Source organism: Amycolatopsis azurea DSM 43854 (genome assembly GCF_001995215.1).
GTDB lineage: Bacteria > Actinomycetota > Actinomycetes > Mycobacteriales > Pseudonocardiaceae > Amycolatopsis > Amycolatopsis azurea.
Window position 1 is genome coordinate 234,029 of record NZ_MUXN01000024.1, and the last position, 26,350, is coordinate 260,378.

Genomic DNA, 26,350 nt, shown 5'->3' on the forward strand with positions numbered 1-26,350 from the left:
GGAGCCCGTGCTCACTGAAGATCTTGCCGGTCCGCGGCGAGAACTCCCGCCAGGTCCGCCGGGGACGGGTAAGCGAAGACGAGGGCGACCGAAACCTCGATACCGAGGGCGTCCTGCAGGCCTGCGGTGATCTGGAAAGCGGCCAGCGAGTCCCCGTTGGACTCGAAGAAGTCGCTGTCCGCGTCCAGGGTGTCGTCGCCAAGGGATTCGCGGTACAGCGACACGATCAGCTCGGGAAGTTCGCGGGTCGTGGTCATCGTGATCCGTTCTCGTCGGTCCGGGTCAGTACGGCTCGGTCGCTCTTGCCGCTGTGGGTGGTGGGCACGCGGGTGATGCGGACGAAGCGGCGCGGCATCATGTGCGGCGGCAGGCTCTCGGCCAGATGGGCGCGCAGGGCGGCGTCCGGTACGTCGGTCAGTTCGCCCACGACATGCGCACTGAGGGAGACCCTGCCCCGGTCGTCCTTGTCCGCGGTGAGAACAGCGGCGGTCACGGCCGGATGGGTCAGCAGCGCGCCTTCGATCTCGGCGGGATCCACCCGATGGCCGCGGATCTTGAGCTGACGGTCCATCCGGCCCAGGTACACCAGGGTGCCGTCGAGAAGTCTCCGCGCCAGGTCCCCGGTGCGGTAAAGCCGCGCTCCCGGCGGGCCGAACGGATCCGGGACGAACCGCTCGGCGGTCAGGGCGGGGCGTCCGCCATAGCCGCGTGCGACGCCGACGCCGCCGATGTGGACCTCGCCGGTGGCCCCGTCGAGTACCGGCCGGTGCTCCGGATCGAGCAGCCACACCGACACGCCGTCGATCGGCGCGCCGATCAGGTCGGCCGTCGTCACCGGGTCACGCGGTACGGGGTACCGGGTCGAGGTCATGGTGCATTCGGTCGGGCCGTACTGGTTGACGAGCCCGCCCGGCAGCAGGTGCCTGCCACCGGAGGCCAGGAACGGCAACAGCGACTCCCCGCTCGACACGATCAGCGCGACCGTCCGCAGCGCCGCCGCGGCGGCCTCGTGCCCGGTCATGAAGCCGAGGAAGGTCGGGGTCACGCTGAGCAGCGTGGTGACGCCGAAAGTGCGTAGGGTGTCGGCGAACTCGGCCGGCCGCAGCAGTCTGGCGCGGGGGACCAGCACCACGCAGCCACCGGCGACGAGCGGCGCGAACACGTCGCGGATCGAGGCGTCGTAGCCGATCGGGGCCACCTGGAGGGCGACCGTCCCCGGTCCCAGCCCGTTGTCCGTACCGATCGCGCGCAGGTAGGACCGCAGACCGCCGTGTTCGATCAGCACGGCGTTCGGCGCGCCGGTCGACCCGGACGTGTGGCTGACGTAGGCGAGCGTGTGTGGCGTGACCACGGGCAAGCGCGTCGCCGCGGCGGGCGGCGCGTCCTGGTCGATCAGGACGACCGGGCCGGTCAAGGGCAGCGAGAGCCGTTCGGCGAGCGCTGTCGTCGTCACCAGCGTCCGCGCGCCGCCGGTCCGGCACATGGCTTCGAGACGTGCGTGAGGGAGACCGGCGTCGAGAGCGAGGAACGCGCCACCCGCCCGCGCCACGGCGGCCATCGCGATCACGGCGTCCACGCCGCGGTCGACGGCGATGGCGCAGACCTGTTCCGGTTCCAGCCCGCTGCCCGCCAGGGTCCGGGCTAGCCGCTGGATCCGGTCGGTCAGCTCCCCGTAGCTCAGGTGGCCGTCCGGGGTGCGGATCGCGGGCGCCCCGGCGGGATGTGCGAAGAGGTCGTCGACGAAGGTCATGTCGGCTCGCCGGCCAGCAGTTGCTCCACCTCGGCGTCGGAGAGTCCGGCGATCTCGTCTTCGAGCGCCTGGGTCACCGCTCGGGCCAGGTCGGTGACCGTGGTGGCTTCGAACAGGCAGCGCAGCGGAAGCTCCACCGCGAACGCGTTCCGCAACTCGGCGAGAACCCGGGTGGCCAGCAGCGAATGCCCACCCAGTGCGAAGAAATCATCCGTTACCCCGATCCGCTCCACACCGAGCACCTCGCGCCAGATGTCGGTGATGAGCTGCTCGGCCGGGCCCCGGGGCGCCTCGGCCGGACCGGTACCGGACGCGGTCAGTTCCGCCGCGGGCAAGGCTTTCCGGTCGACTTTCCCGCTCGCCGTCAGCGGCAGGGCGGGGAGTTTCGCCCAGCGTGCCGGGACCATGTACTCCGGCAGCAGCGCGCGCAGGTGTTCCCGCAAGCTGTCCGCGCCCGGCTCACCGACCACATAGGCGGCCAGCAGCGGGTCTCCCGACGGGTCCGCCGCGGTGACCACCACGGCCGCGTCCACGTCCGGATGCCGCAACAGGGCCGCCTCGACCTCCCCGAGTTCGAGGCGCAGGCCGCGGATCTTGACCTGGTGGTCGATGCGCCCGAGGAACTCGATCGTCCCGTCCGGCCGGTGCCGCACCAGGTCTCCCGTGCGGTAGAGCCGTGCTCCCGCCGGGCCGAACGGATCCGGGACGAACCGCTCGGCGGTGCGGGCGACGTCGTTGTGGTAGCCGCGGGCCAGCCGCACCCCGCCGAGGCACAGCTCGCCGGGAACCCCGGTGGGAACCAGGCGGAGATCGGCGTCCACGATGTAGGCGCGGGTACCCGGGACCGTCTTGCCGAGCGGCATCGCGGCGCCCGCGGGCTGACCGTCGAGGTCGCCGGTCACCGGGTGCAGTACCGAGCAGATGGTCGCCTCGGTCGGCCCGTAGCTGCACAGGAACCGTCCTGGCAGGCCGGACTCCGCCCACATCCGCGCGTCGTCCGTCGTGACCACGTCGGCGCCGACGTTCATCAACCGCAGCCCTGCCAGCAATTCCGGGCCATAGCGCATCGCCTCGCGGTAGTAGGCGGGCGTGGTGTCGATGATCGTCACCCCATGCTCGGCCAGTCTGGCCGGGAGTTCGGCCGGGGTCCAGAACATCGGGTCGCTCACCACGATCGTCGCTCCGGCGAGCAGGGTCGCCCCGATCTGGTCCATGGACACGTCGAAGGTGAGGGCGGACAACAGGACCACCCGGTCGTCGGAGCCGATGGTGTAGGCGTCCGCGATCACCCGGCAGTGGTGGGCGTAGGACCGGTGCTCGGTCATGACGCCCTTGGGCCGCCCGGTCGAGCCGGAGGTGTAGATGACGTACGCCAGCGAGCGCGGATCGGGCTGGGGTGCCAGGTCTGTGGCGTCACCGTCGGACCATGCGACGTCGTCGACGGCGACCACTTCGCGGTCGCCGAACCGGCCGGCGAACTCGCGGGTGGTCACCACGAGCCGCGCGCCGGCGTCGGCGAGCATGAAGTCCAGCCGTTGCGCGGGATGCCTCGGGTCGAACGGGGCGTACACGCCGCCCGATTTGAGCACGCCCAGCAGGACCACCACCGCGTCGAGCGACCGCTCCAGGCAGACCCCGACGACGGTCTCCGTCTGGACCCCGTGTGACCGCAGCAGACGCGCGAACCGGTTGGCCCGTGCGTTCAGTTCGGCATAGGTCAGCTGTCGTCCGCCGCAGACCACGGCCACGGCTTCGGGGCGGCGTGCGGCCTGTCGCTCGACCAGTTCGGGTACGCACAAGGCGTGTTCGCTCGCCGGGTCCAAGGTGGACAGTCGCTCGCGATCCGGGTCGGCCCAGTCGTGCAGCAGACGTCGGCGTTCGTCCTCGCCGACGACGTCCAACTCGGCCAGCCTGCGGTCCGGAGCGGCGCCGATGCTCGCCAGCAGACGGAGGTAGTGCGCCGCCATCCGCTCGATGGTCGCGCGGTCGAACAGGCTGGTCGCGTACTCGAAGACACAACGCAGCTCGCCGCCGTCGCGTTGCTGGACGGACACGGTGAGGTCGAACTTGGCGACCGAGGCGCCCGCCGGGATCGGCTGGACGGCGGCGCCGCACAGGGTGCCCGGCCGGTTCTCCAGATTCTCCAGCTCGAACATGATCTGGAACAGCGGGTTGCGGGAGAGGTCCCGGTCCGGCTGCAGCGCGTCGACGAGATGCTCGAACGGCAGGTCCTGATGGGCGAACGCCTCGGTGCAGCCGCGCCGAACCTGGTCGAGCAGCTCGGTGAAGGTCGGCGAGCCCGACAGGTCGGCCCGCAGGACCAAGGTGTTGGTGAAGAGACCCAGCAGTTCTTCGGTCTCCTGCCGGGTCCGGCCCGCCACCGGCGTGCCGACCGAGACGTCGGTGCGTCCGGTGTAGCGGCCGAGCAGCACGTGGAACACGGCCAGCATGGTCATGAACGGTGTCGCGCCATGCCGGGCCGCCAGCTCGTTCACCGCACGGGCCACCGGCACCGGGACGGTGGCCGAAACGGTGTCCCCGCGCGGGTCACGCCGCGCCGGACGCGGCCGGTCGGTGGTCAGCTCGACCGGGGTGAGCCCGGCGAGCCTGTCCCGCCAGTACCGGAGCTGACCGGCCATGTCCTCGGATCGCTGCCAGACGGCGAAGTCCGCGTACTGGACCGGCAGCGCCTGCCCGTGGGCCTCGTTCAGGTCGCGGAACAGGATGGCCATCGACCAGGCGTCGAAGGCGATGTGATGCAGGGTGAGCGCGACCAGATGCTCGTCTTCGGCCACCCGGATCACGGTGACGCGCAGCGGGTGCTCGCGCGCGAGGTCGAACGGACGGCCCGACACCTGGCGCAGCAGCTCGCGGGCCGCCGTGGGCTCGCCGGTCATGTCGACGAGGCGGAACGCGACCGGCCCCGGCGGGTCGACGATCTGCACCGGGTCGCCGTCCCGGTCGACGTAACGGGTGCGCAGCACCTCGTGCCGGGCGGCGAGCCGGTCCAGTGCCTGCTGGAACGTGCTGACGGAAAGCGCGCCGGAAAGCCGCAGGGCCAGCGGGACGAGGTATTCGACGCTGCCCGGTTCGAGCTGGTCGAGGAACCACATCCGCTGCTGGGCGAACGACAACGGCAGCCCGCGGTCACGCGGGACCGGTCGTATCGCCGAGAGGGAGACGCCGGTGGTGCTCGCGTCGAGCCTGGCGGCGAGTTGTTCGACGGTCCGGTCGTCGAACAACTCGCCGACCGTGAGCTCGGCGCCGAACTCGCGCCGGAGTTTCAGCACGAGCCGGATCGCGAGGAGGGAGTGACCCCCCAGAGCGAAGAAGTCGGCGCGGACATCGACATGCTCGACGCCGAGCAACTCGGCCATGGCGGCCGCGACGAACTCTTCGGTCGGTGTGCTCGGAGCGGTGCGATCGTCCGAAGTGGACTCCGGGACGCCGTCCGGGGTGGGCAGCGCGGCGCGGTCGAGTTTGCCGTTGGGGCCCAGCGGGAGCGCGTCGAGGGCGTGAACGGCAGGAGGGATCATGGGCGGCGGCAACCGGGTGGCCAGGTGTTCCCGCAGGTCGTCGGGAAGGGTGCCGTCGGCGGGCACCGCGTAGGCGACGAGAGTGGTGTCCCCGGCCGGAGTCCGGTGGGGCATGACGGCGGCCGCCGCGACGTCGGGATGCGCACACAGCGCGGCCTCGATCTCGGCGGGCTCGATGCGCACGCCGTTGATCTTGACCTGATCGTCGACGCGGCCGACGAACTCCAGCACCCCGTCCTGCCGCCAGCGCACCAGGTCGCCAGTGCGGTACCAGCGTTCTCCGGGAACCGAGGGATAAGGATGTGGGGTGAACTGCCGGGCCGTCTGATGTGGACGATCGGCGTAGCCGCGCGCGAGGCCCGCGCCGCTGACGCACAGCTCGCCCGGCACCCCGATCGGCACGAGCCGGTCCGAGGCGTCCACGACGAACACCCGCGTCCCGGACAGGGGCGTGCCGATGGGCACGGTGCCGTCCTGGTCGTCACGCCGGTACCGCCACGCCGTCACGTCGATGGCACATTCCGTGGGGCCGTAAGTGTTCTCCACCTCGACGTCGAGCAGCGTGGTCAGGCGACGGCACAGCGACGCCGGCAGCGCCTCACCCGCCGAGCAGATCAAGCGCAGCGACGCGCACTCGGCGAAACCGGGCTCGTCGAGCAGCAGGCGCAGCACCGACGGGACGAGTTGCAGGACCGTGGCGCCGTGCCGGACGATCGCCCCCGCCATCGCGGCGGGATCGCGGTGAGCGCCGGGCGGCGCCATGACCAGCGTGGCACCGGCGGCGAACGGGGTCAGCAGCTCCCACAGCGAGGCGTCGAACCCGATCGTGGTCTTCTGCAGGACCCGGTCCGCGGCGGTGAGCTGGGTGCGGACCGACCACAGGACCCGGTTGCGGATGCCGCCGTGGGTGACCGCGACCCCCTTGGGCCTTCCCGTCGAACCCGAGGTGTGCACGACATAGGCGACCTGCGCGCCATGGATCGCCGGGCGCTCGGCGAGAGCGTGACGGGCGATGGTGTCCCGATTTTCGTCCAGGTCGACCCGGGTGAGGCTGTCCGGCAGGTGGACGTCCACGGTGGAGTGCGACAGCACCAGCGTGGCGCCGGTGTCGGCGACGACCTGGCGAAGACGTCCGGTCGGATGATCCGGCGGCAGCGGGACATAGGTGCCGCCCGCGGTGAGGATCGCCAGCAACGCGATGACCAGGTCGGTCCCGCGGTCCAGTGCGACGCCGACGGGTGTCTCCGTGCCGACGCCGTGCTGTCGCAGGTACCCGGCCAGGGCGCCGACGCGTACGGCGAGTTCGCCGTAGGTCACTTCGTCCACATCGGACACGACGGCCACGGACCGTGGGGAGCGTGCCGCCTGCTCGAAGAACAGTTCGGGCAAGGACTGTCCGGCCGTCTCGGTCGTGGCCGTGCCGAAGGACCGTAGCCGTTCCTGCTCGGGCTCGGCGACCAGTTCGAGCAGAGGTGCCGGGCCCTCCGGGGCGGCGGTGATCTCTTCGAGCAGCCGCAGGTAGTTGGCGGCCATCCGGTCGATCCTGGCACGGTCGAACAGGCTCGTCGGATGGATGAGCTGGCCCTGTACCGAGCCGTCGGCGAACTGGGCCAGGTGCAGCGACAGGTCGAAAGCCGAGGCCGCCCACAGCGGCGGGCACAACGAGACGTCGAGGCCGGGCAGCCGATAGGGCTGGCGCCGGGCGTCGTACCAGGCGATACCGGCCTGGAAGACCGGGTTCCGGGACGGGTCCCGCTCCGGCTCCAGTTTGGCGATGACCTGATCGAACGGGACGTCCTGATGCGCGTACGCCTCGAGAGCGGTCTTCCTCGCCTGCCCGAGAACTTCCACAAAGGACGGTTCGCCGGACAGATCACCGCGCAGCACCAGCGTGTTGAGGAACATCCCGATCAGCGACAGCTCGTCCGGGCGCCTGGTGGAGACCGAGACCCCGACGGCGATGTCGTCCTGGCCCGAATAGCGTGCCAGCAGGAGCTGGTACGCGGCCAGGTACACCATGAACGGCGTCGCGCGGTGGGCGCGTCCCAGCTCCCGCAGCCTCGCGGCCAGGTCCGACGGCACGATGAAGTCGACGCTGTCGCCGTCGGCCGCCCACCGGGCCGGCCGGGGCCGATCGGCGGGCAGCTCCAGCGGCGCGAGTCCGGCGAGCCGGTCCGCCCAGTACGCGAGCCCGCCGTCGGTGGCCTTCCGCTCGCGGCGACGCAGGGCGTCGTGGTGCTGGAGGTCTGGCTCCGGCAGCTTCTGTGCCCCGTAGAACGCGTCGAGCTCCCTGGCCAGCACGCTCCAGGACAAGCCGTCGAAGGCGATGTGGTGCACGGCGATCAGCAGGATCGCCTCGTCGACGGCCAGCCGGACCAGCGTGACCCGCCACGGCGGCTCCGTGCGCAGGTCGATCGGGGTGCGCAGATCGCGCAGCCGGATCTCCCGCAGACTCGATTCCCGTTCGGCGGGCGACAGTCCTGATAGGTCTACAGTGGACGGTTCGACCGGCGCCGGATCCCTGACCACCTGCACCGCGGTACCGTTCACCGTGTCGAACCGGGACCGCAGTACCGCGTGCCGGGACGCGATTTCCGTCAATGCCGCCGTCAGGGCCTCGACGTCTAGGTCACCGCGGAGCCGCAGGGTCGCGGACAGCAGATGCTCGATGGCCGCGCCGGACCGCAGCTGATCGATGAACCACAGCTGTTCCTGCGCCGACGACAACGGGTGGACGTCACCGCTTGCCACGATGGTCAGCCTTTCGTGCCGTTTTCGCCGGTCGAGGGTTCGGCCATGGCCACGGCGATCTTCCGCGGGCCGGTGAACGGTTCACGGCCGTGCGAGGAGAGCATGTTGTCGACCATCAGCACGTCGCCGCGCTGCCAGTCGAAGCGCCGGGACGCGGCCCGATAGCACTCCCGCAGGTGGGCCACGACGTCGTCGGGGATGGTGCCGCCGTCGCCGTAGTAGGTGTTGGTCGGCAGGTCTTCCTCGGCGAGCATGGCGCGTAACCCGGCGCAGACGTCCTCGGCCAGCGTGGTCACGTGGAAGAACGTGAGATGGTTGAACCACACGGCCTCGCCGGTGACCGGGTGCCGGTGCACGGCCTGGCGCCGGGCCCTGGTGCGCAGCCCGTTCCGGTCGAGCCATTCGGTCTCGACACCGTTGCGCGCGCAGTAGTCCGTGACCTCGTCGCGGTCGCTGGTGTTGAACGTCTGCTGCCACGGCAACCCGAACGACTCGGTGAAGTTCCGCGTCACCATCCAGCCCCTGGCCTCGAACTCCGCCCGGACGGCGGGATCGATCGACGCCAGGATCCGCCGCGTGTCGGCCAGCGGCGTCGCGCCGAGGGTGTCCGGTGGCCGCACGCAGTAGAAGAACAGGCTCAGCGGCCAGGCGGCCTGGTAGGAGTTCTCGTTGTGCAGGAAGATCTCCTCGGCCTCCGGGTAGTCCGTCGAGGTGTAAACCTGGCCCTTGATCGTGCTACGGGGCGAAGAGCGCTCCTGGTAGGTCAGCGGCGGACCGGCCAGCGCGCGGACGGCGGTGTCGAACCCGTCGACGTCGTCGATGTCGAACCCGCGCAGCAACACGGCGCCGTGTTCGAGCAGCCGGTCCCGGATCGCGGTCCGGCGGGCCGGGAGTGAGGCGGTGTCCTTGGCCTCGCCCTGGCCTGGAGTCACCACGAAGGGCAGGGCACGTTCCTGCCCGGACGAGTCGTTTGCCGGGGAGACGGACGGTACAGCGGTCATGTCCGCCATCGTGTCCGTTCGGCCCGTGCCCCAGAAGAGAATGACGGGTAGTGCGGACCCCGTCGCCGTGCCGGAGGTTCTGCGTGTTCTTCTCTGCACCCGCGCACGCCCTCGCGGGCAGGCTCGACCCCACCGGTGAACCGACAGCCGGGTGCGCCAGTGACTTCAGGAGAGACACCCATGCGCGAGGAGCAGACCGACCAGCGGGCTTACCTGGTCGTGGTCAACCACGAGGAGCAGTACTCGATCTGGCCGTCCGACCGTGATCTCCCGGCGGGATGGCGTGCCGAGGGGACGCGCGGCGGCCGCGAGGAGTGTCTCGCCCACATCGAAGAGGTGTGGACCGACATGCGGCCACTGAGCCTGCGACGGCAGCTCGATCCGACAGCGGGCTGAGCCGGCGAAATCCCATGAACTCGAATGAGGACGAACCGGCGGGTGTGCTCGCCACGATCGGCGCGACACCGCTGGTCGAACTGACCAGGCTCTACCCGTCGGCGGGGTTCCGGCTGTTCGCCAAGCTGGAGGGCCACAATCCCGGCGGCAGCAGCAAAGACCGCGCGGCACTGTCCATGCTCGCCGGTGAGATCCACGCGGGACGGCTCGTCCCCGGACGTTCGGTGGTGGTCGAATCCAGCTCGGGCAACCTGGGGATCGGGATGGCCCAGGTGTGCCGGTACTACGGGATCCGGTTCATCTGCGTCGTGGATCCCCGCACCAGCAAGCAGAATCTCGCGATCATGCGCGCGCTGGGCGCGGAGATCGAGATGATCGAGCACGCCGATCCGGTCACCGGCGACTACCTGCCGGTCCGCCTCCGCCGCATTCGCGAGCTGACCGAGCGCCTGGAGCACGCCTACTGGCCGAACCAGTACTCCAACCCTGGCAACCCCGCGGCGCACCGGAACACCATGCGCGAGATCGTCGGGCAGGTGCCTGGCGTCCTCGACTTCCTGTTCTGCGCCACCAGTTCCTGCGGGACGCTCCGTGGCTGCGCCGAATACGCGCGGGCCAACGACCTGCCGGTGACGATCGTGGCTGTCGACGCCGCGGGCAGCGCCATCTTCGCCGACACCCCCGGCCCGCGGCTGATCCCAGGGCACGGCGCGGCCGTCCGCCCCGGTCACCACGCGGACGACCTGGCCGACCTCGTCGTCCACGTCGCCGATGTGGACAGCGTGCGCGGCTGCCGCCGCCTCGCCGCCCGCGAAGCGATCCTCGCGGGCGGTTCGTCCGGTGCGGTGGTCGCGGCCGTGCACAGCGTGCGCGACCTGGTGCCGCCCGGCGCCACCTGCGCCATCGTCCTGCCCGATCGGGGCGAGCGGTATCTCGACACGATCTACGACGACACGTGGGTCACGACCCATTTCGGCGGTATCCCTTCGGACGAGGCCGAGCGGGTCTTGACGCGGTATTGAGGTCAGCGCGGCCTAGTTAGGCGCGGGTGTTGTGAAAGCCACTTTCGCAACCTTTCAAGGTTGCGAAAGTGGCTTTCACAACACTGCCTTCCGGCTACCGCTTCGTCGGCGCGGGCAAGGGAGTGTCCACCAGCTTCGGCGCCGACCGGACGGCCGGGCTGATCACGGTCGTCAGGGCCAGCGCCGCCATCCACAGGGTGAACAGCCACACCGTCGTGGTGGCGCCGGCCTTGCTCAGCAGGATGCCGCCGATCAGCGAGCCGAGCGGGACGGCTCCGAAGGCGATCATGCCCGCGGCGGCGAGCACCCGGCCCCGGATGTGGTCCGGGGTGATGTCGAGCTGGTAGGCCGAGATCGCCACGTTCCACAGTGGACCGACGAACGCCATCGCCGCGAACACCGTGCCGAGCAGGAGCGGCTCCGTCACCAGTGCCAGCAGCGGGACCAGCAGGAGCCAGACCCAGTTCGCTCCGATCACGACCGTCTTCAGCGACAGCCGTTTGGCCGCCGCGGGCGCGAGCAGTGAGCCGAGCACCCCGCCGACCGCGATGATGCCGAGCATGACACCGATGATCGACGGCGAGGCGCCGTGGTCGGTGGCGATCACGATCACGGCCAGGAACAGCGCCTGGAACAACAGGTTGCTGCCGGCGATCAGGAACGTGGTCGCCCGGAGGAACGGCTGCCGCCACAACCAGACGGCGCCCTCGGTGAACTCGGCCCCGCGCGGGCGCCGGTCCGTGGTGTCGCGCTGGACCTGGAAGTCCTTGCGGATCAGCCCGAGGGTCACCACCGAGACCAGATAGCTGGCGACGTCGAACACGAACGGCGCCGCGCGGCTGATGCCGAACAGCATCCCGCCGAGCGGCTTGCCCAGCATGGCCGCGCCCCGGCGGCGGGCCTCGTTGTGGGCCAGCGCCTGGGCGACCTGGGACGAGTCGACCACGTTGGGTACGGCGGCCGCGGCGGCCAAGCGGTAGCACACCGCGAAGGTGCCTTCGAGGAATCCCACCACGAGGATGTGCGGCAAGGTCAGCCGCCCGAACAGCAGGGCCACCACGACGGTGGTCAGTGCGACGGCGCACAGGAGATCGCAGTAGATCATCGTCCGCTTGCGATCGAACCGGTCGACCAGCGCGCCCGCGGGCATCTGGAAGAGCAATTGAGGCAGTAGCGAGACGAATCCGGTGAGACCGGCGTCGGCCGCCGAGCCGGTCAGGGCGAGAACCAGCAGCGGGTAGGCCACGTTGGACACGTTCGAGCCCAGGATCGACACCGCCGATCCGGTCCACAGCAGAACGAAGTCGCGGTTTCGGTGCAGTGGCGGCGCCTGGGCATCCATGCTCCCGATGCTTACCGTCACCGGCGCGCACGCACAGAGAAGGATCGGTACTCCGGCGCGCGATCGGCTGCGTGAACGCGCGCCACCTTCACTCTGCCGCCTGCCCGCGCGCGCCGGGCATCCTCGACCGATCAGGACAGGAAGGCGGCTCATGGACACCCGAGGCAACGCCCGTGCCGAATTGCTGCGACGACGGCTGCGAGGTTCCGGCACTCCGGAGGCGGGCGGCGGGATCGTCCCGGTTCCCCGGGACCGGCCGCTTCCGCTGTCGTTCGCGCAGCGCGGGTTGTGGTTGCTCGACCAGACCAGGCCGGGTGGCGCCGACTACCTGATGCCGGTGCGGCTGCGGCTGCGCGGCGAGGTGAACGAACCGGCGCTGCGCCGGGCCCTGGACGAGGTCGTCGCCCGGCACGAGGTGTTGCGCACCCGGTACCTGGCCGACGGTTCCGGTGGCGAGCCCGTGCAGGTGGTCGACGAACCGGGTCCGGTGCCTTTCGAGCGGCTCGACCTCGCGGAGCGGCCGGAGTCGCTCGAAGGGGTGCTGGCCGACGCCGGTGCCCGCTCGCTCGACCTGGCCGGGGAATGGGCGTTGCGAGCCTTACTGGTCCGACTGTCCGATGTGGACCATGTGCTCCTCCTGTCCGTGCACCACATCGCGTCGGACGGTATCTCGGAGTCGATCCTGCTGTCCGAATTGGACAGACTCTACGCGGCGTTCTCCGCCGGGCGCCCGTCCCCGCTCGAACCGCTCGCCGTGCAGTACGGCGACTTCTCCGTATGGCAGCGGGATCGCCTCAGCGACGGCCGTCTCACCGAGAAGATCGAGTACTGGCGCAAACAGCTGGACGGGATCAGTCCGCTCGAGCTGCCGACCGACCGGGCACGAGGGCCGGTCCGCGACAGCGCGGGCGCCACCGTGCCGGTCTTCGTACCCGGGCCGCTGGCCGAAACCCTGGCCCGCCTCGGCAGGGAACACGGCGCGACGCCGTACATGGTGCTGCTCGCGGCGTTCCAAGTGCTGCTCGGCCGCTACAGCGGGCAGAGCGACGTGGTCGTGGGCAGCCCGGTCGCCGGGCGCGAGCAGGACCGGACCGGAGGTCTGGTCGGGATGTTCGTCAACATGATCGCCCAGCGCGCCGACCTGTCCGCGGACCTGTCCTTCACGGAGTTCCTGTCGCGGGTGCGGGCGACGGCGCTCGACGCCTACACCCATCAGGACACGCCCTTCGACCTGGTGGTCGACGAACTGGTGGGGGAGCGAGACCCGTCCCGCACGCCGCTGTTCCAGGTGGTGTTCCAGCTCGGTGACGAAGGCACGCCACAGCACCTGCCCGGACTCGGCGCCGAACCGGAGTCCCCGGGCTGGGAAGTGGCGAAGTACGACCTGGACCTCACGCTCGCCACCCGGCCTGACGGTTCGATCACCGGGCGTCTGGGGTACGCCACGGCCCTGTTCGACGCCGAGACGGCGCACCGCATGTCCCGCCACTTCGCGCGCCTGCTGGAGAGCATCGCCGCCGAGCCGACCCGCCGCGTCCACAGGCTCGCCATGCTGGCCGACGAAGAGCGCGAAGTGTTGCTGGCCGCCGGGAACGGCCCGGATCATCTGACCTTCCCCACGGACGAAAGCCTGACCGAGGTCTTCGCGGCCCGCCTCGCCGACAACCCCGCCGCCATCGCCGTGAGTTGCGCCGGCGAGCAGCTGACCTACGCCGAGCTCGACGCGCGGGCCAACCGGCTCGCCCACCGGCTCCGCTCGCTCGGGTCCGCGCCGGGACGGCTGATCGGCGTCTCCCTCGACCGGGGGCTCGACCTCGTGGTCGCCCTGCTGGGTGTGCTGAAGTCCGGTGCGGGCTACGTCCCCCTCGACCCCGCTCTGCCCGCCGGTCGGCTGAAGATGATGCGCGCCGACGCCGAGGTCGGCATCGTGGTCAGCCGCGGTGAGCTGGCCGGCTGGCTCGCGGACGAGCCGGTCACCTCGGTGCTGCTCGACCAGCCCGGCCACGACTGGCCGGATACGGACCTGGAGCCTTTGGCAGGACCGGGTGACGTGGCGTACGTGATCTACACGTCCGGGTCCACCGGACGGCCGAAAGGCGTCCCTGTCACTCACGCGAACGTCTTACGCCTGCTGCGGTCCTGCGCCGCCGATTTCGCCTTCGGACCGTCCGACGTCTGGACTCTGTTCCACTCCTACGCTTTCGACTTCTCGGTGTGGGAGCTGTGGGGCGCGTTGCTGCACGGTGGGCGTGTCGTCGTCGTGCCGTTCGAGATCTCGCGGTCTCCGTGGGACTTCCTCGACCTGCTGATCGCCGAGGGCGTCACCGTGCTGAACCAGACGCCGTCGGCCTTCCGGCGGCTGGTCGACGCGGTCGTCGAGGCCGAGACCTCGCCGGAGTCGCTGGCACTGCGTGCCGTGGTGTTCGGCGGCGAGGCCCTCGACGTGGCCGACGTGGCACCGTGGTTCGCCCGCTTCGGCGACGAACGGCCCGCGTTGGTCAACATGTACGGGATCACCGAGACGACGGTGCACGTCACCTACCGCAGGTTGCGCGCCGGGGACATCGCGGCGGGCTCGCGCAGCCCCCTCGGCAGGCCGCTGCCCGATCTGCGCGTGTACCTGCTCGACGGCGACCTCGAACCGGTGCCGGTCGGGGTGCCCGGCGAGCTCTACGTGTCCGGGCCGGGCCTCGCGCTCGGGTATCTCGGCCATCCGTCACTGACCGCGGACCGGTTCGGTCCGGATCCGTACGCGTCGCGGCCGGGCGCCCGGATGTACCGCACCGGCGATCTCGCCCGTCGCACTCTCGGCGGTGACCTGGAGTTCGCGGGCCGGGCGGACGACCAGGTGAAGATCCGCGGCCACCGGATCGAGCCGGGTGAGGTCGAGTCGGCCCTCGCGGGCCACGCGTCGGTGTCGCGCGCCGTGGTGCTCGCCCGTCGCCGTCCGGGGGAGGCGGAGCACCACCTCGTCGCCTACGCCGTTCCGGTCGCCGGTCATCGGCTCGCCGCGGCGGACCTGCGCGAGCATCTGAGCGGGCTGCTGCCTGCCTACATGGTGCCCGCGGCGTTCGTTCCGCTGGACCGTTTCCCCTTGACCTCCAACGGAAAGATCGACCGGGCCGCGCTGCCCGAACCGGCGGTGGACCACACGAGGGCCACCGGCCCGGTCGCTCCCCGCGACCCCGCGGAGCGCGCCATGGCCGAAGTGTGGGGTACCGCGCTCGGCGTCGGCTCGGTCGGGGTGCACGACAACTTCTTCGCCCTGGGCGGCGACTCGATCCGGGCCATCCAGGTGGTGGGCCTGCTGCGCAAGCGCGGCCTTCCGGTGACCGTGCAGGATCTGCTGCTGCATCAGACCGTCGAGAGCCTGACCCGGTTCACCGGCACGGCGGCCGGTCCGGTGGAGGACCGGCGGGTCGCCCCGTTCGAGCTGATCGGGGAAGCCGACCGGAAGGCGCTGCCGGAAGACCTCGCCGACGCCTATCCGATGTCGCTGGGCCAGACCGCGATGGTCTACGAAATGGTGGCGGACGCGAAGGTCAGCCTCTACCACAACATCACGCTGTTCCCGATCGTCGACGACGCCCCGTTCTCGCTGTCCGCGCTGCGGGAAGCGGCGGTGCTCCTGGTGCGCCGGCACGAGATCCTGCGCACCAGCTTCGATCTGACCGGCTACCGGGTCCCCATGCAGCTCGTGCACCGGACCGCCCCGATGGACGTCGGCCACGACGACCTGCGCGAGATCCCCGAGGCGCGGGTGGAGGAGATACTGGCGGCGTTCGTCGCCGACACCCGCCGCAGCCCTCTCGACGTCACGAGTGCGCCGCTGGTGCGCTTCCATGTGCATCAGACCGCCGAGCGCCGCTGGACGCTGTCGTTCATCGAGTGCCACGCGGTCCTCGACGGCTGGAGTCACCACTCGCTGCTCGAAGAACTCCTCGACACCTACCGCAGTCTCCGGGACGGGCTCACCCCGACGTTCCCCGAGCAGGCGCCGGTGCGGTTCGCCGACTTCATCGCGCACGAGAAACGCTCCCTGGAGTCCACTGTGGACAGGGAGTTCTGGCGAGATCGGCTGGACCGCTACGACCCGGTCACCCTCCCGCCCGGGTGGGCGGCGGCGCCGAGCGCGGACGGCCTGCCGCATCAGGTCAGCGTGCGCTACGCCGATCTGGAACCCCGGTTGCGCGCGCTGGCCGCCGTGGCGGGCGCTTCGCTGAAGACCGTGCTGTTCGCCGCGCACCTCAAGGTGCTGAGCACGATCAGCGGGTCGAGCCGGTTCCACACCGGACTGGTGCACAACGGCAGGCTGGAGGAACCCGGCGGTGAACTCGCCAGGGGGATGCACCTCAACCCGCTGCCGGTGTGCGTCGACCTGACCGCGAAGACCTGGACCGGGCTCGTCCGGGAGGTGTTCGCCGAGGAGGTGGCGGTCTGGCCGCACCGGCGGTTCCCGCTCGGGGAGCTTCAGCGGCTCTGGGGTTCCGGCCGTCCGCTGGTGGACATCTCGTTCGCCTACCTGGACTTCCACGTCTTCGACACCCAGCGGGTGGAGACGGCGAAGATCGTCGACGAGAGTTACAACGGGTTCGGCGTGGACGTGTGGAGCTTCCCCGGCGTCCTGCACTTCCGGGCACAGGCCGACCGGATCGCCCCGGAGCACGTGGAGGCGCTCGCCCCGATGTACCGACGGGTGCTGGAAGCGATGGCCGCCGATCCGGACGGCGAGGTCCGCGGCGCCGCGATCGCCCCGGCCGAGGTCGACCGGTTGATGTCGTTCGCGGACGGGCCGGTGGCCGAGTACCCGGACGCGTGCGTGCACGAGCTGTTCGAACGCCAGGTCGCGCGCACCCCGGACGTGACTGCGCTGCGCTGTGCGGACGGGACCACGGTCACCTACGCCGAGCTCGACGCCCGCGCGAACAAGCTGGCGCGGCATCTGCGCGAGCGGGGCGCGGGCCCGGAAACGGTCGTCGGTGTGCTGCTGCGTCGCGGTCCTGAGCTGGTCGCCGCGTTGCTGGCGGTCCTGAAATCCGGCGCGGCCTATCTGCCGCTCGACCCGGCCCATCCGGCGAAACGGCTGGCCACGGTGCTGACCGAGGCCGGAGTGACCACCGTGGTCACCGAATCCGCTCTGGCCGACCGGGTGCCCGGTACCGCGGTGGTCCTGGTCGGGGATCCGGCCATCGCCGCCCACCCGGACGGCGATCTGGGCCGGACCGCGACGCCGTCGACACTCGCGTACGTCATCTACACGTCCGGTTCGACGGGGACTCCGAAGGGAGTCATGGTCGAGCATCGCAACCTGGTGAACTACCTGAGCTGGCGTGCCGGTTCCACCGCTTCGCCGCTGTACTCCTCGATGGCTTTCGATCTGCCGGTGACCTCGGTGTTCCCGGCGCTGCTGTCCGGCGGGACGGTCACTCTCACCCCCGACGACGACACGCCGGCGATCGAGGCGCTGGTCTCGGCGCTGTCCGAAGGCGGCTTCGACCTGGTCAAGCTGACGCCGTCGCATCTGATGGCGCTCAACCAGATGTTGCCCGCCGAGGCGTTCGCCGGCGCGGCGTCCCGGCTCGTCGTGGGCGGTGAAGAACTGACCAGGGACATGCTCACCGCCTGGACCCGGAACGCCCCGGACATCCTGGTGGACAACGAATACGGACCGACCGAGGCCACCGTCGGCTGCAGTTCGCAGGTGAGCAGGGTCGGCGACCTCGAAGCGGGGCCGGTGCCGATCGGCAAGCCGGGTCCCAACACGGTGCTGCGCGTGCTGGACGCCGACCTCGAACCGGTCCCGGTGGGCGTGCTCGGCGAGCTGTACATCGGCGGCGCCCAGCTCGCCCGCGGCTATCGCGGACGCCCCGGCCTGACCGCCGACCGGTTCGTGCCGGATCCGTACTCCGACGGACGGCGGCTCTACCGCACCGGCGACCTGGCCAGGTACCGGCCCGACGGCGTGCTGGAGTTCGCCGGGCGGGCGGACGACCAGGTGAAGATCCGCGGCTACCGCGTCGAGCTGGGTGAAGTTGAAGCGGTGCTGCGAGCGCACGCCGAGCTGCGCGACGTGGCCGTACGCGCCCGCCGGACCGCCCGCGGCGACCAGGAACTGGTCGCGTACCTCGTCCCCGCCGACGAAGGACTGGATCCGGCCACGCTGCCCGGGCTGCTGGCCGGTGCCGTGCCGGACTACCTGATCCCGTCCGCGTGGATGGTGCTGGCCGAACTGCCCACCACGCCCAGCGGCAAGCTCGACACCAAGGCGCTGCCCGAACCGACGGCCACCGCCCGTGCCGCGATGGCCCCGCGCACCGCGGTGGAGAACATCATCGCCACCGCGCTGGCCAAGGGCCTCGGCATCGACCGGGTCGGAGTGGACGTCCCGTTCAGCGACCTGGGCCTGCACTCCCTGCTGATCATCCGCGTGCTGGTCGAACTCCGCGAAGAACACGGCCTGCCGGTCGAGCTGCGGGACTTCTACGAGCACCGCACGGTGATCGACCTCGCCGCGGCGGTGGACCCGGCAAGCAAGGCCGGCTTCCCGCCCACCGAGGCGGCGGCGATGGAATCCGCCTCGGGCTGGGCGCGGCAAGCCGTCGTCTGGCTGCGCCGCACCGGTACGAAACCGCCGCTGTTCTGCATGTACCCGGGTGGCGGCCTGTGGTACGTGCGGCTCGCCGAGCACATCAGCGCCGACCGTCCGGTGGCCGCGCTGGAATGGCCCGGCCTGCACCGGGACACGCCGTCCCCGCAGAGCATCGCGAGTGTGGCCGCCCTGTTCGTGGAGCAGATCCGCGCGGTGCACCCGGAGGGGCCGTACCACCTGCTCGGCTGGTGCGGCGGAGGACTGGTCACCGGCGAGATGGCCCGCATCCTGCATCGCGACGGCGAACGGCTCACGCTGATGCTGCTCGACCCGGCGCAGGACTTCTACAAGCGGGAGAACATGTGGGAGGAGACCGCCATGTTCGTCCGTGGCGAGAAGCTCCTGGAGGAGCTGAACGCCACGGCGGATCCTGACGAACTCGCCGAGATCCACCGCCAGTTCGCCGAGGTGCTCGACTACATCATCGACGAGGGCACCAAGGAACCGCCGGTGCCCGGGGACCCGTTCTGGCCGCGCCGGATCCGGGTGTGGCGAGAACTGACCCAGGCGATGCTCGGGTACCGCCAGCGTCCGTATCCCGGCCGGACCCACCTCTTGGTGGGCGACGAGCTGGCCGACGGCCTGCACGAGACGAACTTCGGGCAGAGCTACGCCCAGTACCGGGACCGCTGGGTCAAGCTGGCGCCCGGCGGGCTCAAGATCCACCGCGTCGGCGGCGACCACATGGGCGTGCTGCGCCCGCCGCACGTGTCCGGCCTGGCCGGGTTGCTGACCACGCTGATGGAAGCCACCGAGGAGGCGTCGCCGTGAACGCTCCCGCGCCGGTCGAGATCCCCACGCTCGCGGGGATCGACCTCGAACAGGCCACGATCCCGGAACTGCGGCAAGCGATGGACTCCGGCCCGCTGACCTCGGCCGAGCTGACGGCGTTCTATCTCGACCGCATCCGCCGGCTCGACTCGCGGTTGCACTCGGTCATCACGACCAACCCGGACGCGCCGCGGCTCGCGGCGGAGAGCGACGATCGCCGCCGGGCGGGCCGGGCGCGTGGTCTCCTGGACGGCATCCCGGTGCTGATCAAGGACAACATCGACACCGCGGACCGGCAGCCGACGACGGCGGGTTCGTTCGCGCTGGCCGGCGCGCGTCCGGCCGCCGACGCCCATCTGGTCGCGCGGCTCCGCGAGGCCGGGGCGGTGATCCTCGGCAAGACGAACCTTTCGGAATGGGCGAACTTCCGCGACCGCCGCTCGTCGAGCGGCTGGAGCGCGGTCGGCGGGCAGACCGCCAACCCGTACGTCCTCGACCGCAACACCTGCGGATCGTCGAGCGGCTCCAGCGCGGCGATCGCGGCGAACCTGGCCACCGTCGCCGTCGGCACGGAGACCAACGGGTCGATCGTCAGCGCGGCGGGTGCGAACGGGGTCGTCGGTGTCAAACCGAGCATCGGCCTGGTCAGCCGCCATGGCCTGGTGCCGATCTCCGGGGTGCAGGACACCGCGGGCCCGCTGGCCCGAAACGTGACGGACGCGGCCATCCTGCTGGAGGCGATCAGCGACCCGGCCCGGCCGGACTACCTGCCCTTCCTGGAACCCGACGCGTTGAGGGGCAAGAGGATCGGCGTCTGGGACGCGACCGGCGGCACCAGCCCGGAAACCGTCGAGGTGTTCACCGGCGCCGTGGAGCGGCTGGTGTCGCTGGGCGCGATCACGGTCGAGGTGACGATCCCCGGACTGGACGTCGTGGGCCGCGCCGAACTGCCGTCGATGCTGTACGAGTTCAAACACGGCATCAACGAGTACCTGGCGTCGACTCCCGGTGATCATCCCGCCGACCTGGCCGGGCTGATCGAGTTCAACAAGTCCAACGCGGACACCGAGATGGGCCATTTCGGACAGGAGCTGTTCGAAGAAGCCCAGGCCACGAGCGGCGACCTGACCGATCCGGAGTACTTGCGCCTGCGTGCGGAGGCGACCGGCGCGGCACGACGCGGGCTGGACGACACGCTCCGCGCGCACCGGCTGGACGCGATCGTGGCCCCGACGAACGGGCCCGCGTGGAAGACCACCCTGGGCAAAGGCGACGCCTACCTGTTCGGCTCGTCCGCACCCGCCGCGGTGTCCGGCTACGCGAACGTGACCGTCCCCATGGCGTTCGTCGGCCCGCTGCCGGTCGGCCTCTCGATCATGGCGGGCCGGTACAGCGAGCCGACGGTCCTGGCGCTGGCTTACGCGTTCGAGCAGGCCACACGGGTGCGGCGGCCACCCGGGTTCCTGCCGACGAGCTGAGTGTCCACGTCAGATCAGCCCGGCGCGGACCGCGTGCGCGACCGCGTGGGCCCGGTTGCGCACTTGAAGCCGCGCCATCAGCTCGTAGATGACGTTCTTCACGGTGTGCTCCGAACAGGACAGCTTCCGCGCGATGTCGGCGTTGCCGTGCCCGTCCGCCATCAGGGTGAGCACCGTGAGCTGCCGTTCGGTCAGGGGCGCGACCGGGTGGACACCGACGGGCATCGACAGTTCGGCGCCACCGCTGAGCAGACGGACCAGCAGCCCGTACGGCAGCCGGCTTTCCCCATTGACGGCCGAGTGCACGGCGGCACCGAACTGGGCCGGTGTCGTTTCGGGAGTCTGCAGCAGGATCCGTGCTCCTGCCCGGAAGGCACGGAGGACCCCGCCCGGATTGAGCGTGTCCGCGGCGACGATCAACCGATGTCCCGCCGCGCGGAGGGTGGCGGGACAGGCGTTCAACGCCTCGTCGATCGTGCCGCCGGCGGCCACCACCACGGTGTCCGCCGCGGCGGCGACGAGGATCCCCGCCTGTCGCAACTTCGTGACCACGGCTTCCCGGACGAGCGCGCCTCCCGCGTGGACCTGCACCCTGATCACAGCAGCCTGGCCCGAAGTGCGTAGGCGACGGCGTGCGCCCGGTTGCGCAGCCGGAACCGCTGGGTGATGTCGTGCACGACGGCCGTCACGGTGCGCGCCGAGTAGGACAGCCGCCGGGCGATCTCGTCGGTCTCATATCCTTCGGCGACCAGGCGCAGCACGGCGTGCTCACGTTCGTTGAGTCCACCACGTGCCCAGGCCTGCGGTGCGGTGGGTGTCTGGTTCTCCATGCCCTGTTCGAGCACCCGGTCGATCAGATCCGGTGGCATCGTGCAGTCGCCGACGACGGCGGCGAGCACCGCACGGGAGAGCCGGTTCGCGCTGGCCTCCCGGCGGCGCAGCAGGCCGTGCGCGCCCGCCGCGATCGCGTGCAGCGCCTCGCCCGGCGACAGTTCGGTGGCCAGCAGCACGATCTCGGGGCGATGCGGCTGGTTCCGGATGGAGTGCACCACGTCGAGGACCTTGTCGTCCACGAGGTCGACGACCACGACCGTGGCGTCCGATTCCTCACCGTTCGTCACGACGGTGAGCTCCGGGCTGCCGTTGAGTGTGCAGCCGATACCCGCTTCGAGTACCGGATCGGCCGCGTCCACACTCACCCTTGCGGGCTCTCCCATCCCTTTCCCCTTCCCCGTACAACCGCCGTCCATTTTCATCGGGTGGCAGGCCGTTGTCTTCCTCACTAAGCATGAAATCGAGATTTTCCGCGATCCGTTATTGCTCACTTCGCGTGAATTTCACCGTAGTCACGACGCTGTTCGGAGACGCAGGGACAAACGCGCAGCCGGTGCCCACGCGGATATTGCCGCTCTTTCCCTGCCGTGCCAACACCTCCGACACCAGGCTGAGGCGAGCACACCTCGGAGGTTGTCATGGCCGAACCAGCGCGCCGCCACCTGATCTCCCTCAATGATCTGGATGACGAAGAGCTGCGATGGATCGTCGGTCGCGGTGTCGAGTACGCACTCGGCCACCGGACGGACGAACGCCCGTTACGCGATTTGGTTGCGGGTATTTTGTTTCGCAAAACCTCGACCAGAACCCGGACGTCATTCTCCGCGGGCGCACTCCGGCTCGGCGCGAAACTGATCAATTACGGTCCCGGTGATCTTCAGGAGAACACCGGTGAGACCATCGAGGACACCGCCGCCGTGTTGTCGGGGATGCTCGACGTGCTCGTGGTGCGGACCTCCGGCGGTGAAGCCGAACTCCGTGCCTATGCCGTGAGCAGGCGGATGGCCGTGATCAACGCGATGTGCGCGGACGAGCACCCCACCCAGGCCCTCGCCGACCTCACCACACTCACCCAGCGGTTCGGCCGGGTCGAAGGTCTGCGTGTGCTCTATGTCGGCGAGGGCAACAACACCGCGTCGGCGCTGGCACTGGCGTTGTCCCGCTACGAGGACACGGCGCTCTACCTGCGCACGCCGACGGGTTATGGCCTCGAACAACGGTTTCTGGACCGGGCCGAGCTCAACGCCAAGCGCAGTGGCGCGCTGGTGGAGGAGCGGCACGACATGGCGGATCTCCCGCACGTCGACGTGGTCTATACCACGAGGTGGCAGACCACCGGAACGGTCAAACACACCGAGGACTGGCGTGAGGTGTTCGCCCCGTTCCACGTCGGCGAGGCGGTAATGGCCGAGTCCGGCGCGAAGGTGTTCCTGCACGACCTCCCCGCGCATCGCGGCGAGGAGGTCGCGGCGGAAGTCCTCGAAGGACCGGCGAGCCTCGCGTTCACCCTGGCCGAGAACAAGTACCACAGCGCCCGGGCCGTGCTCGCGTGGTGCGCGGGCACCGGGACCGGGGAGGAGCCGGTGCGCGATGCCTGACGACGTCCTGCTGCCGGGTGGCGAATGGCGGTTGTGGCGGGAGTTCGCCCTGCGTGGTCCCGGCTTCCCCGCCGCCGGGGTGCTGCGGCTGGCGCCGTTCGGGCTCGCCGAGGCGGCGGACCGGCTCTCCGACGGGACGGGCCCCGAGTGGCCCGCGTTCGAGGAGCTGTTCGCCGGAGCCATGGTGGACAACGTCAAAGAACTGCAGGAGATCGCCGCGCTGCCGGATTTCCAGGCCGCGGTGGCCTGGCAGAACCCCGCCCTCCTGCAGCGCGGCATCGGCTTGTTCCTGGCGTGGGACCCCTCGGTGGACGGGCGCACCAGCAAGCGGCGTGAACGCGAGGAACTGGTCGCGCACTACTGGCAGCGGTTCTGCGTGAAGAACGACACGATCGGCTTCTTCGGCCCGGTCGGCTGGGGCCGCTGGGACGAATCGGCCGACGGAGTCGTGGTCGACCCAGGCGCTGGCCTGGTCGCCGAGTCGAACGTCTATTTTTCGAGCTGGGCGGTGGACGCGGTCGCCCGCACGATCGGTGCGGACCCCCGGCTGCCGGCCTGGATCGCGCCGCGCCGGGTGTCATTCGTCCGGGTCACCGGAGACGTGGTGCGCATGCCCGGACGTCGTCCGGACCGGCTTCACCCGCAGGAGCGGGAGGTTCTCGCGCACTGCGACGGGACCCGTCGTCCAGCGGAGATCGCGGCGGAGCTCGGGGCAGGAACGACCGAAGAGACCGTGATGTCTATTTTGGACGAGCTGGTGCGGCGACGGCTGATCGTGTGGCGGCTGGAGGTGCCCACCTGCGCGTTTCCCGAACAGCACCTGCGGTCGGTCCTGGAGCGCATCACGGACCCGGAACTGCGGCGGGACGGGTTGTCCAAAGTGGCGGTCCTCGAACAGGGCAGGGACCGGATCAAGGCGGCGGGCGGCGACGCCACCGCCTTGTCCGCGGCGTTCACCGCGCTGGAGAACGAGTTCGAGGCGCTGACCCAGGTCGCGGCGCAACGCGCCAAGGGCACGCGCACCGCGCCGTGCCGGGCGCTGATCTACGCCGACTGCCGCCGGTCCGCCACGGTCCGGATCGGCGCCGCGATCCGCGACGAGCTGACCCCGCTGGCCCTGTGCCTCACGGCCGCCCGCTGGATGACGGGCCGGTTCGCGCGAGCCGTCGGTGACCGGGTCCGGCAGGCGTACGACCGCCTGCGCGATCGGGACGGGAGCGTGGACCTCGCGTCCTTGTGGATGGAGTGCCTGCCCGCCCCGCACGGCGGGTCGCTCACCGACATCGACCGCATCCAGGACGAGCTGCGGGAACGCTGGGCACGGATCCTGGCCGTCCCCGAGGACACCCGGCGCGTCCGGTTGTCCAGTGCGGACATCGCGGACCGGGTACGGGACGAGTTCGGGGAAACCGGTCCGAGCTGGCCTCAGGCCCGCTACGTCAGCCCGGACGTCCTGGTCTTGGCCGACGACGCGGACGAGGTCGCGCGCGGGAACTTCGAACTCGTCCTCGGCGAGTTGCACGTGGCGATGAACACCGCCAGCACGTCGTTGTGGGTGATGCAGCATCCGGACGCCGGGCGCCTGTTCGCCGAGACCGCCGTCGACTTCCCGGGCCCGCGTCTGCTGCCGATGCTGCCCAAGGAGCAGCCGCCGCGATGGTCGGCACGCAGCCGGATCTCCCTGGACCGGCCCGAGGACTACTACGTGGCCTTGGTGGATCACACGGTCGATCCGGAGCGGGATCGGACGGTGCTGAGCGCCGACGTCCTGGTGGAGGAACGGGACGACCGGCTGGTCGCCGTGCTGCCCGACGACGCGGAGTTCGACCTGCTCGACGTGTTCAGCAACGCGATGACCAACCGGGTCATGGACCGGTTCGCGCTACGGCCCCGCGCCGACCATTCGCCCCGGGTGACGGTGGACAAGCTGGTGGTGGCCCGGGAGTCGTGGTCGGTTCCGGTGGCGTCCCTGGATTTCGTGTCGGAGAAGTCGGAGGCTCGGCGCTTCGTACTGGCTCGCCGCTGGCGTGACGAACTGGGACTTCCGAGGTTCGTGTTCGTGGTTTCGCCGGGGGAGCCACGTCCGTTCTATGTGGATTTCGACGCGCCGGTGTTCGTGAACATCTTCGCGAAGGCGGTGCGCCGGCTGGCGCGTCAGGATCCGGATGGCCGGTTGTCGATCACGGAGATGCTGCCGACCCCGGAACAGGCGTGGCTGACCGACGACAAGGGCAATCGGTACACCTCCGAACTACGCTTCGTCGCGGTCGACCAGTCCGTCCGATGACCGTCGAAGCACCCCCGCTCGGCGCGGCCGACGTGCTGACGGCCGCGCGGCGGACCGCGGGCCGGATCCGGCACACACCGCTGCTGGTGGCGGAAGGCCTGCCGGGGATCCTGCTCAAGGCCGAACATCTGCAGCACGGTGGGTCGTTCAAGACCCGCGGCGCCGCGAACGCGATGCTCGACCTGGCCGCCGACCACGTCGTGACCGGCTCGTCGGGCAATCACGGGATCGCGGTCGCCCGGCTCGGCGCGGAGCTGGGCGTCGAGGTGACTGTCGTCGTCGCCGGTGGCGCGGCCGCCGGCAAAGCGGCCACCATCGGCAGGCTCGGCGCCCGGGTGATCGAGGTGGCCGGAGGAGTGGCTCACCGGGACCGGTACGCGCGCGAGCACGCCGCTCGCACGGGCGCGGCGTTCGTGCCGTCCTCGGACCACCGGTCGGTGGTCGCCGGAGCGGGCACGGTCGGACTGGAGGTGTTCGACGCCGTACCGGACCTCGACGTGATCTTCGTGCCGACGGGCGGCGGTGGTCTGCTCGCAGGCGTGTGCCTGGCCGCTGAGGGACTGCGCGGAGCACCGCGGATCGTCGGCGTGGAACCGGCGACGGCCCGGCGCTACGCCCGTTCGCTGGCGGCCGGCTGCCCGGTCGAGCTGCCGCCGTCCCGCACGGTGGCCGACGGGCTGCGCGGGCAACGACCGGGAGAGATCCCGCTCCCGATCATCCAGCGCCGGGTCGACGAGCTGATCGAAGTCACCGACGACGAGATCCTGGCGGCGATGGAGCTCCTGCGCCGCGACGGGGTCGAGGCCGAGCCGAGCGGGAGCGTCGCCCTCGCCGGTGCCCTGCGGACGCGGTTCACCGGCCGCGCCGTCGCCATCGTGTCCGGTGGGAACACCCCGCGGCGCTGCCGCGCCGATGTCCGATAGCCCTGAGGAGCG

14 protein-coding genes are annotated in these 26,350 nt (G+C 70.6%); 7 read left to right on the forward strand and 7 right to left on the reverse strand.

The features are described 5' to 3' along the window. Positions 1-11 precede the first annotated feature (11 nt). The 4 genes from B0293_RS31285 to B0293_RS31300 are packed head-to-tail and all read right to left on the reverse strand — an operon-like array spanning position 12 to position 9,038. A complete protein-coding gene (locus tag B0293_RS31285; RefSeq protein ID WP_005151414.1) occupies positions 12-257 on the reverse strand; it encodes a phosphopantetheine-binding protein in 246 nt (81 codons plus the stop codon). Continuing rightward, positions 254-1,750, reverse strand: coding sequence for an amino acid adenylation domain-containing protein (locus B0293_RS31290; protein WP_039915507.1), 1,497 nt, complete (start codon positions 1,748-1,750; stop codon positions 254-256). Before B0293_RS31290 ends, B0293_RS31285 begins: the two co-directional genes overlap by 4 nt. Further along, entirely contained in the window at positions 1,747-8,037 is a 6,291-nt protein-coding gene (locus tag B0293_RS31295; protein ID WP_005151412.1) for a non-ribosomal peptide synthetase, read from the reverse strand. The genes B0293_RS31290 and B0293_RS31295 overlap by 4 nt, the downstream gene beginning before the upstream one ends. A 5-nt stretch (positions 8,038-8,042) precedes the next feature. Then, positions 8,043-9,038 (reverse strand): TauD/TfdA family dioxygenase, encoded by a 996-nt coding sequence (locus B0293_RS31300; RefSeq protein ID WP_052014278.1) that lies wholly within the window; start codon positions 9,036-9,038, stop codon positions 8,043-8,045. A gap of 180 nt (positions 9,039-9,218) precedes the next feature. Here B0293_RS31300 and B0293_RS31305 point away from each other — a divergent pair, with 180 nt between their 5' ends. Then, the gene (locus B0293_RS31305; protein WP_005151409.1) at positions 9,219-9,434 is read left to right on the forward strand and encodes an MbtH family protein; all 216 of its coding nucleotides are present in this window, start codon (positions 9,219-9,221) and stop codon (positions 9,432-9,434) included. Between the two features lie 14 nt (positions 9,435-9,448). Next, a complete protein-coding gene (sbnA, locus tag B0293_RS31310; protein ID WP_005151408.1) occupies positions 9,449-10,456 on the forward strand; it encodes a 2,3-diaminopropionate biosynthesis protein SbnA in 1,008 nt (335 codons plus the stop codon). Positions 10,457-10,550: 94 nt separating this feature from the next. Here sbnA and B0293_RS31315 read toward each other — a convergent pair whose 3' ends face one another. Continuing rightward, the gene (locus tag B0293_RS31315; RefSeq protein ID WP_005151407.1) at positions 10,551-11,798 is read right to left on the reverse strand and encodes an MFS transporter; all 1,248 of its coding nucleotides are present in this window, start codon (positions 11,796-11,798) and stop codon (positions 10,551-10,553) included. Positions 11,799-11,949: 151 nt separating this feature from the next. Between B0293_RS31315 and B0293_RS31320 the strand changes: the two genes are divergently transcribed. Together B0293_RS31320 and B0293_RS31325 are read left to right on the forward strand one after the other, a co-directional pair. Further along, the gene (locus tag B0293_RS31320; RefSeq protein ID WP_005151405.1) at positions 11,950-19,218 is read left to right on the forward strand and encodes a non-ribosomal peptide synthetase; all 7,269 of its coding nucleotides are present in this window, start codon (positions 11,950-11,952) and stop codon (positions 19,216-19,218) included. Further along, positions 19,215-20,696, forward strand: a complete 1,482-nt coding sequence (locus tag B0293_RS31325; RefSeq protein ID WP_005151404.1) for an amidase — start codon at positions 19,215-19,217, stop codon at positions 20,694-20,696. Before B0293_RS31320 ends, B0293_RS31325 begins: the two co-directional genes overlap by 4 nt. A gap of 9 nt (positions 20,697-20,705) precedes the next feature. Here B0293_RS31325 and B0293_RS31330 read toward each other — a convergent pair whose 3' ends face one another. Continuing rightward, positions 20,706-21,296 (reverse strand): response regulator transcription factor, encoded by a 591-nt coding sequence (locus tag B0293_RS31330; protein WP_077241432.1) that lies wholly within the window; start codon positions 21,294-21,296, stop codon positions 20,706-20,708. Continuing rightward, entirely contained in the window at positions 21,293-21,913 is a 621-nt protein-coding gene (locus B0293_RS31335; protein ID WP_026467638.1) for a helix-turn-helix transcriptional regulator, read from the reverse strand. The genes B0293_RS31330 and B0293_RS31335 overlap by 4 nt, the downstream gene beginning before the upstream one ends. Before the next feature lie 255 nt (positions 21,914-22,168). On the opposite strand from B0293_RS31335, the gene B0293_RS31340 reads away from it, so the two are divergent. From B0293_RS31340 to B0293_RS31350, 3 genes are read left to right on the forward strand one after another with little or no spacing between them, the layout of a single operon-like run. Then, positions 22,169-23,128 (forward strand): ornithine carbamoyltransferase, encoded by a 960-nt coding sequence (locus tag B0293_RS31340; protein WP_005151401.1) that lies wholly within the window; start codon positions 22,169-22,171, stop codon positions 23,126-23,128. Beyond that, positions 23,121-25,415, forward strand: coding sequence for a lantibiotic dehydratase (locus B0293_RS31345; protein WP_005151400.1), 2,295 nt, complete (start codon positions 23,121-23,123; stop codon positions 25,413-25,415). Before B0293_RS31340 ends, B0293_RS31345 begins: the two co-directional genes overlap by 8 nt. After that, a complete protein-coding gene (locus B0293_RS31350) occupies positions 25,412-26,338 on the forward strand; it encodes a threonine ammonia-lyase (protein ID WP_005151399.1) in 927 nt (308 codons plus the stop codon). Before B0293_RS31345 ends, B0293_RS31350 begins: the two co-directional genes overlap by 4 nt. Positions 26,339-26,350: the final 12 nt, after the last annotated feature.

Coding starts and splice junctions, on each gene's coding strand:
- B0293_RS31285 (WP_005151414.1), bottom strand. CDS start 257: ATGACCACGACCCGCGAACTTCCCGAGCTGATCGTGTCGCTGTACCGC.
- B0293_RS31320 (WP_005151405.1), top strand. CDS start 11,950: ATGGACACCCGAGGCAACGCCCGTGCCGAATTGCTGCGACGACGGCTG.
- B0293_RS31290 (WP_039915507.1), bottom strand. CDS start 1,750: ATGACCTTCGTCGACGACCTCTTCGCACATCCCGCCGGGGCGCCCGCG.
- B0293_RS31350 (WP_005151399.1), top strand. CDS start 25,412: ATGACCGTCGAAGCACCCCCGCTCGGCGCGGCCGACGTGCTGACGGCC.
- B0293_RS31340 (WP_005151401.1), top strand. CDS start 22,169: ATGGCCGAACCAGCGCGCCGCCACCTGATCTCCCTCAATGATCTGGAT.
- B0293_RS31345 (WP_005151400.1), top strand. CDS start 23,121: ATGCCTGACGACGTCCTGCTGCCGGGTGGCGAATGGCGGTTGTGGCGG.
- sbnA (WP_005151408.1), top strand. CDS start 9,449: ATGAACTCGAATGAGGACGAACCGGCGGGTGTGCTCGCCACGATCGGC.
- B0293_RS31300 (WP_052014278.1), bottom strand. CDS start 9,038: ATGACCGCTGTACCGTCCGTCTCCCCGGCAAACGACTCGTCCGGGCAG.
- B0293_RS31305 (WP_005151409.1), top strand. CDS start 9,219: ATGCGCGAGGAGCAGACCGACCAGCGGGCTTACCTGGTCGTGGTCAAC.
- B0293_RS31335 (WP_026467638.1), bottom strand. CDS start 21,913: ATGGGAGAGCCCGCAAGGGTGAGTGTGGACGCGGCCGATCCGGTACTC.
- B0293_RS31315 (WP_005151407.1), bottom strand. CDS start 11,798: ATGGATGCCCAGGCGCCGCCACTGCACCGAAACCGCGACTTCGTTCTG.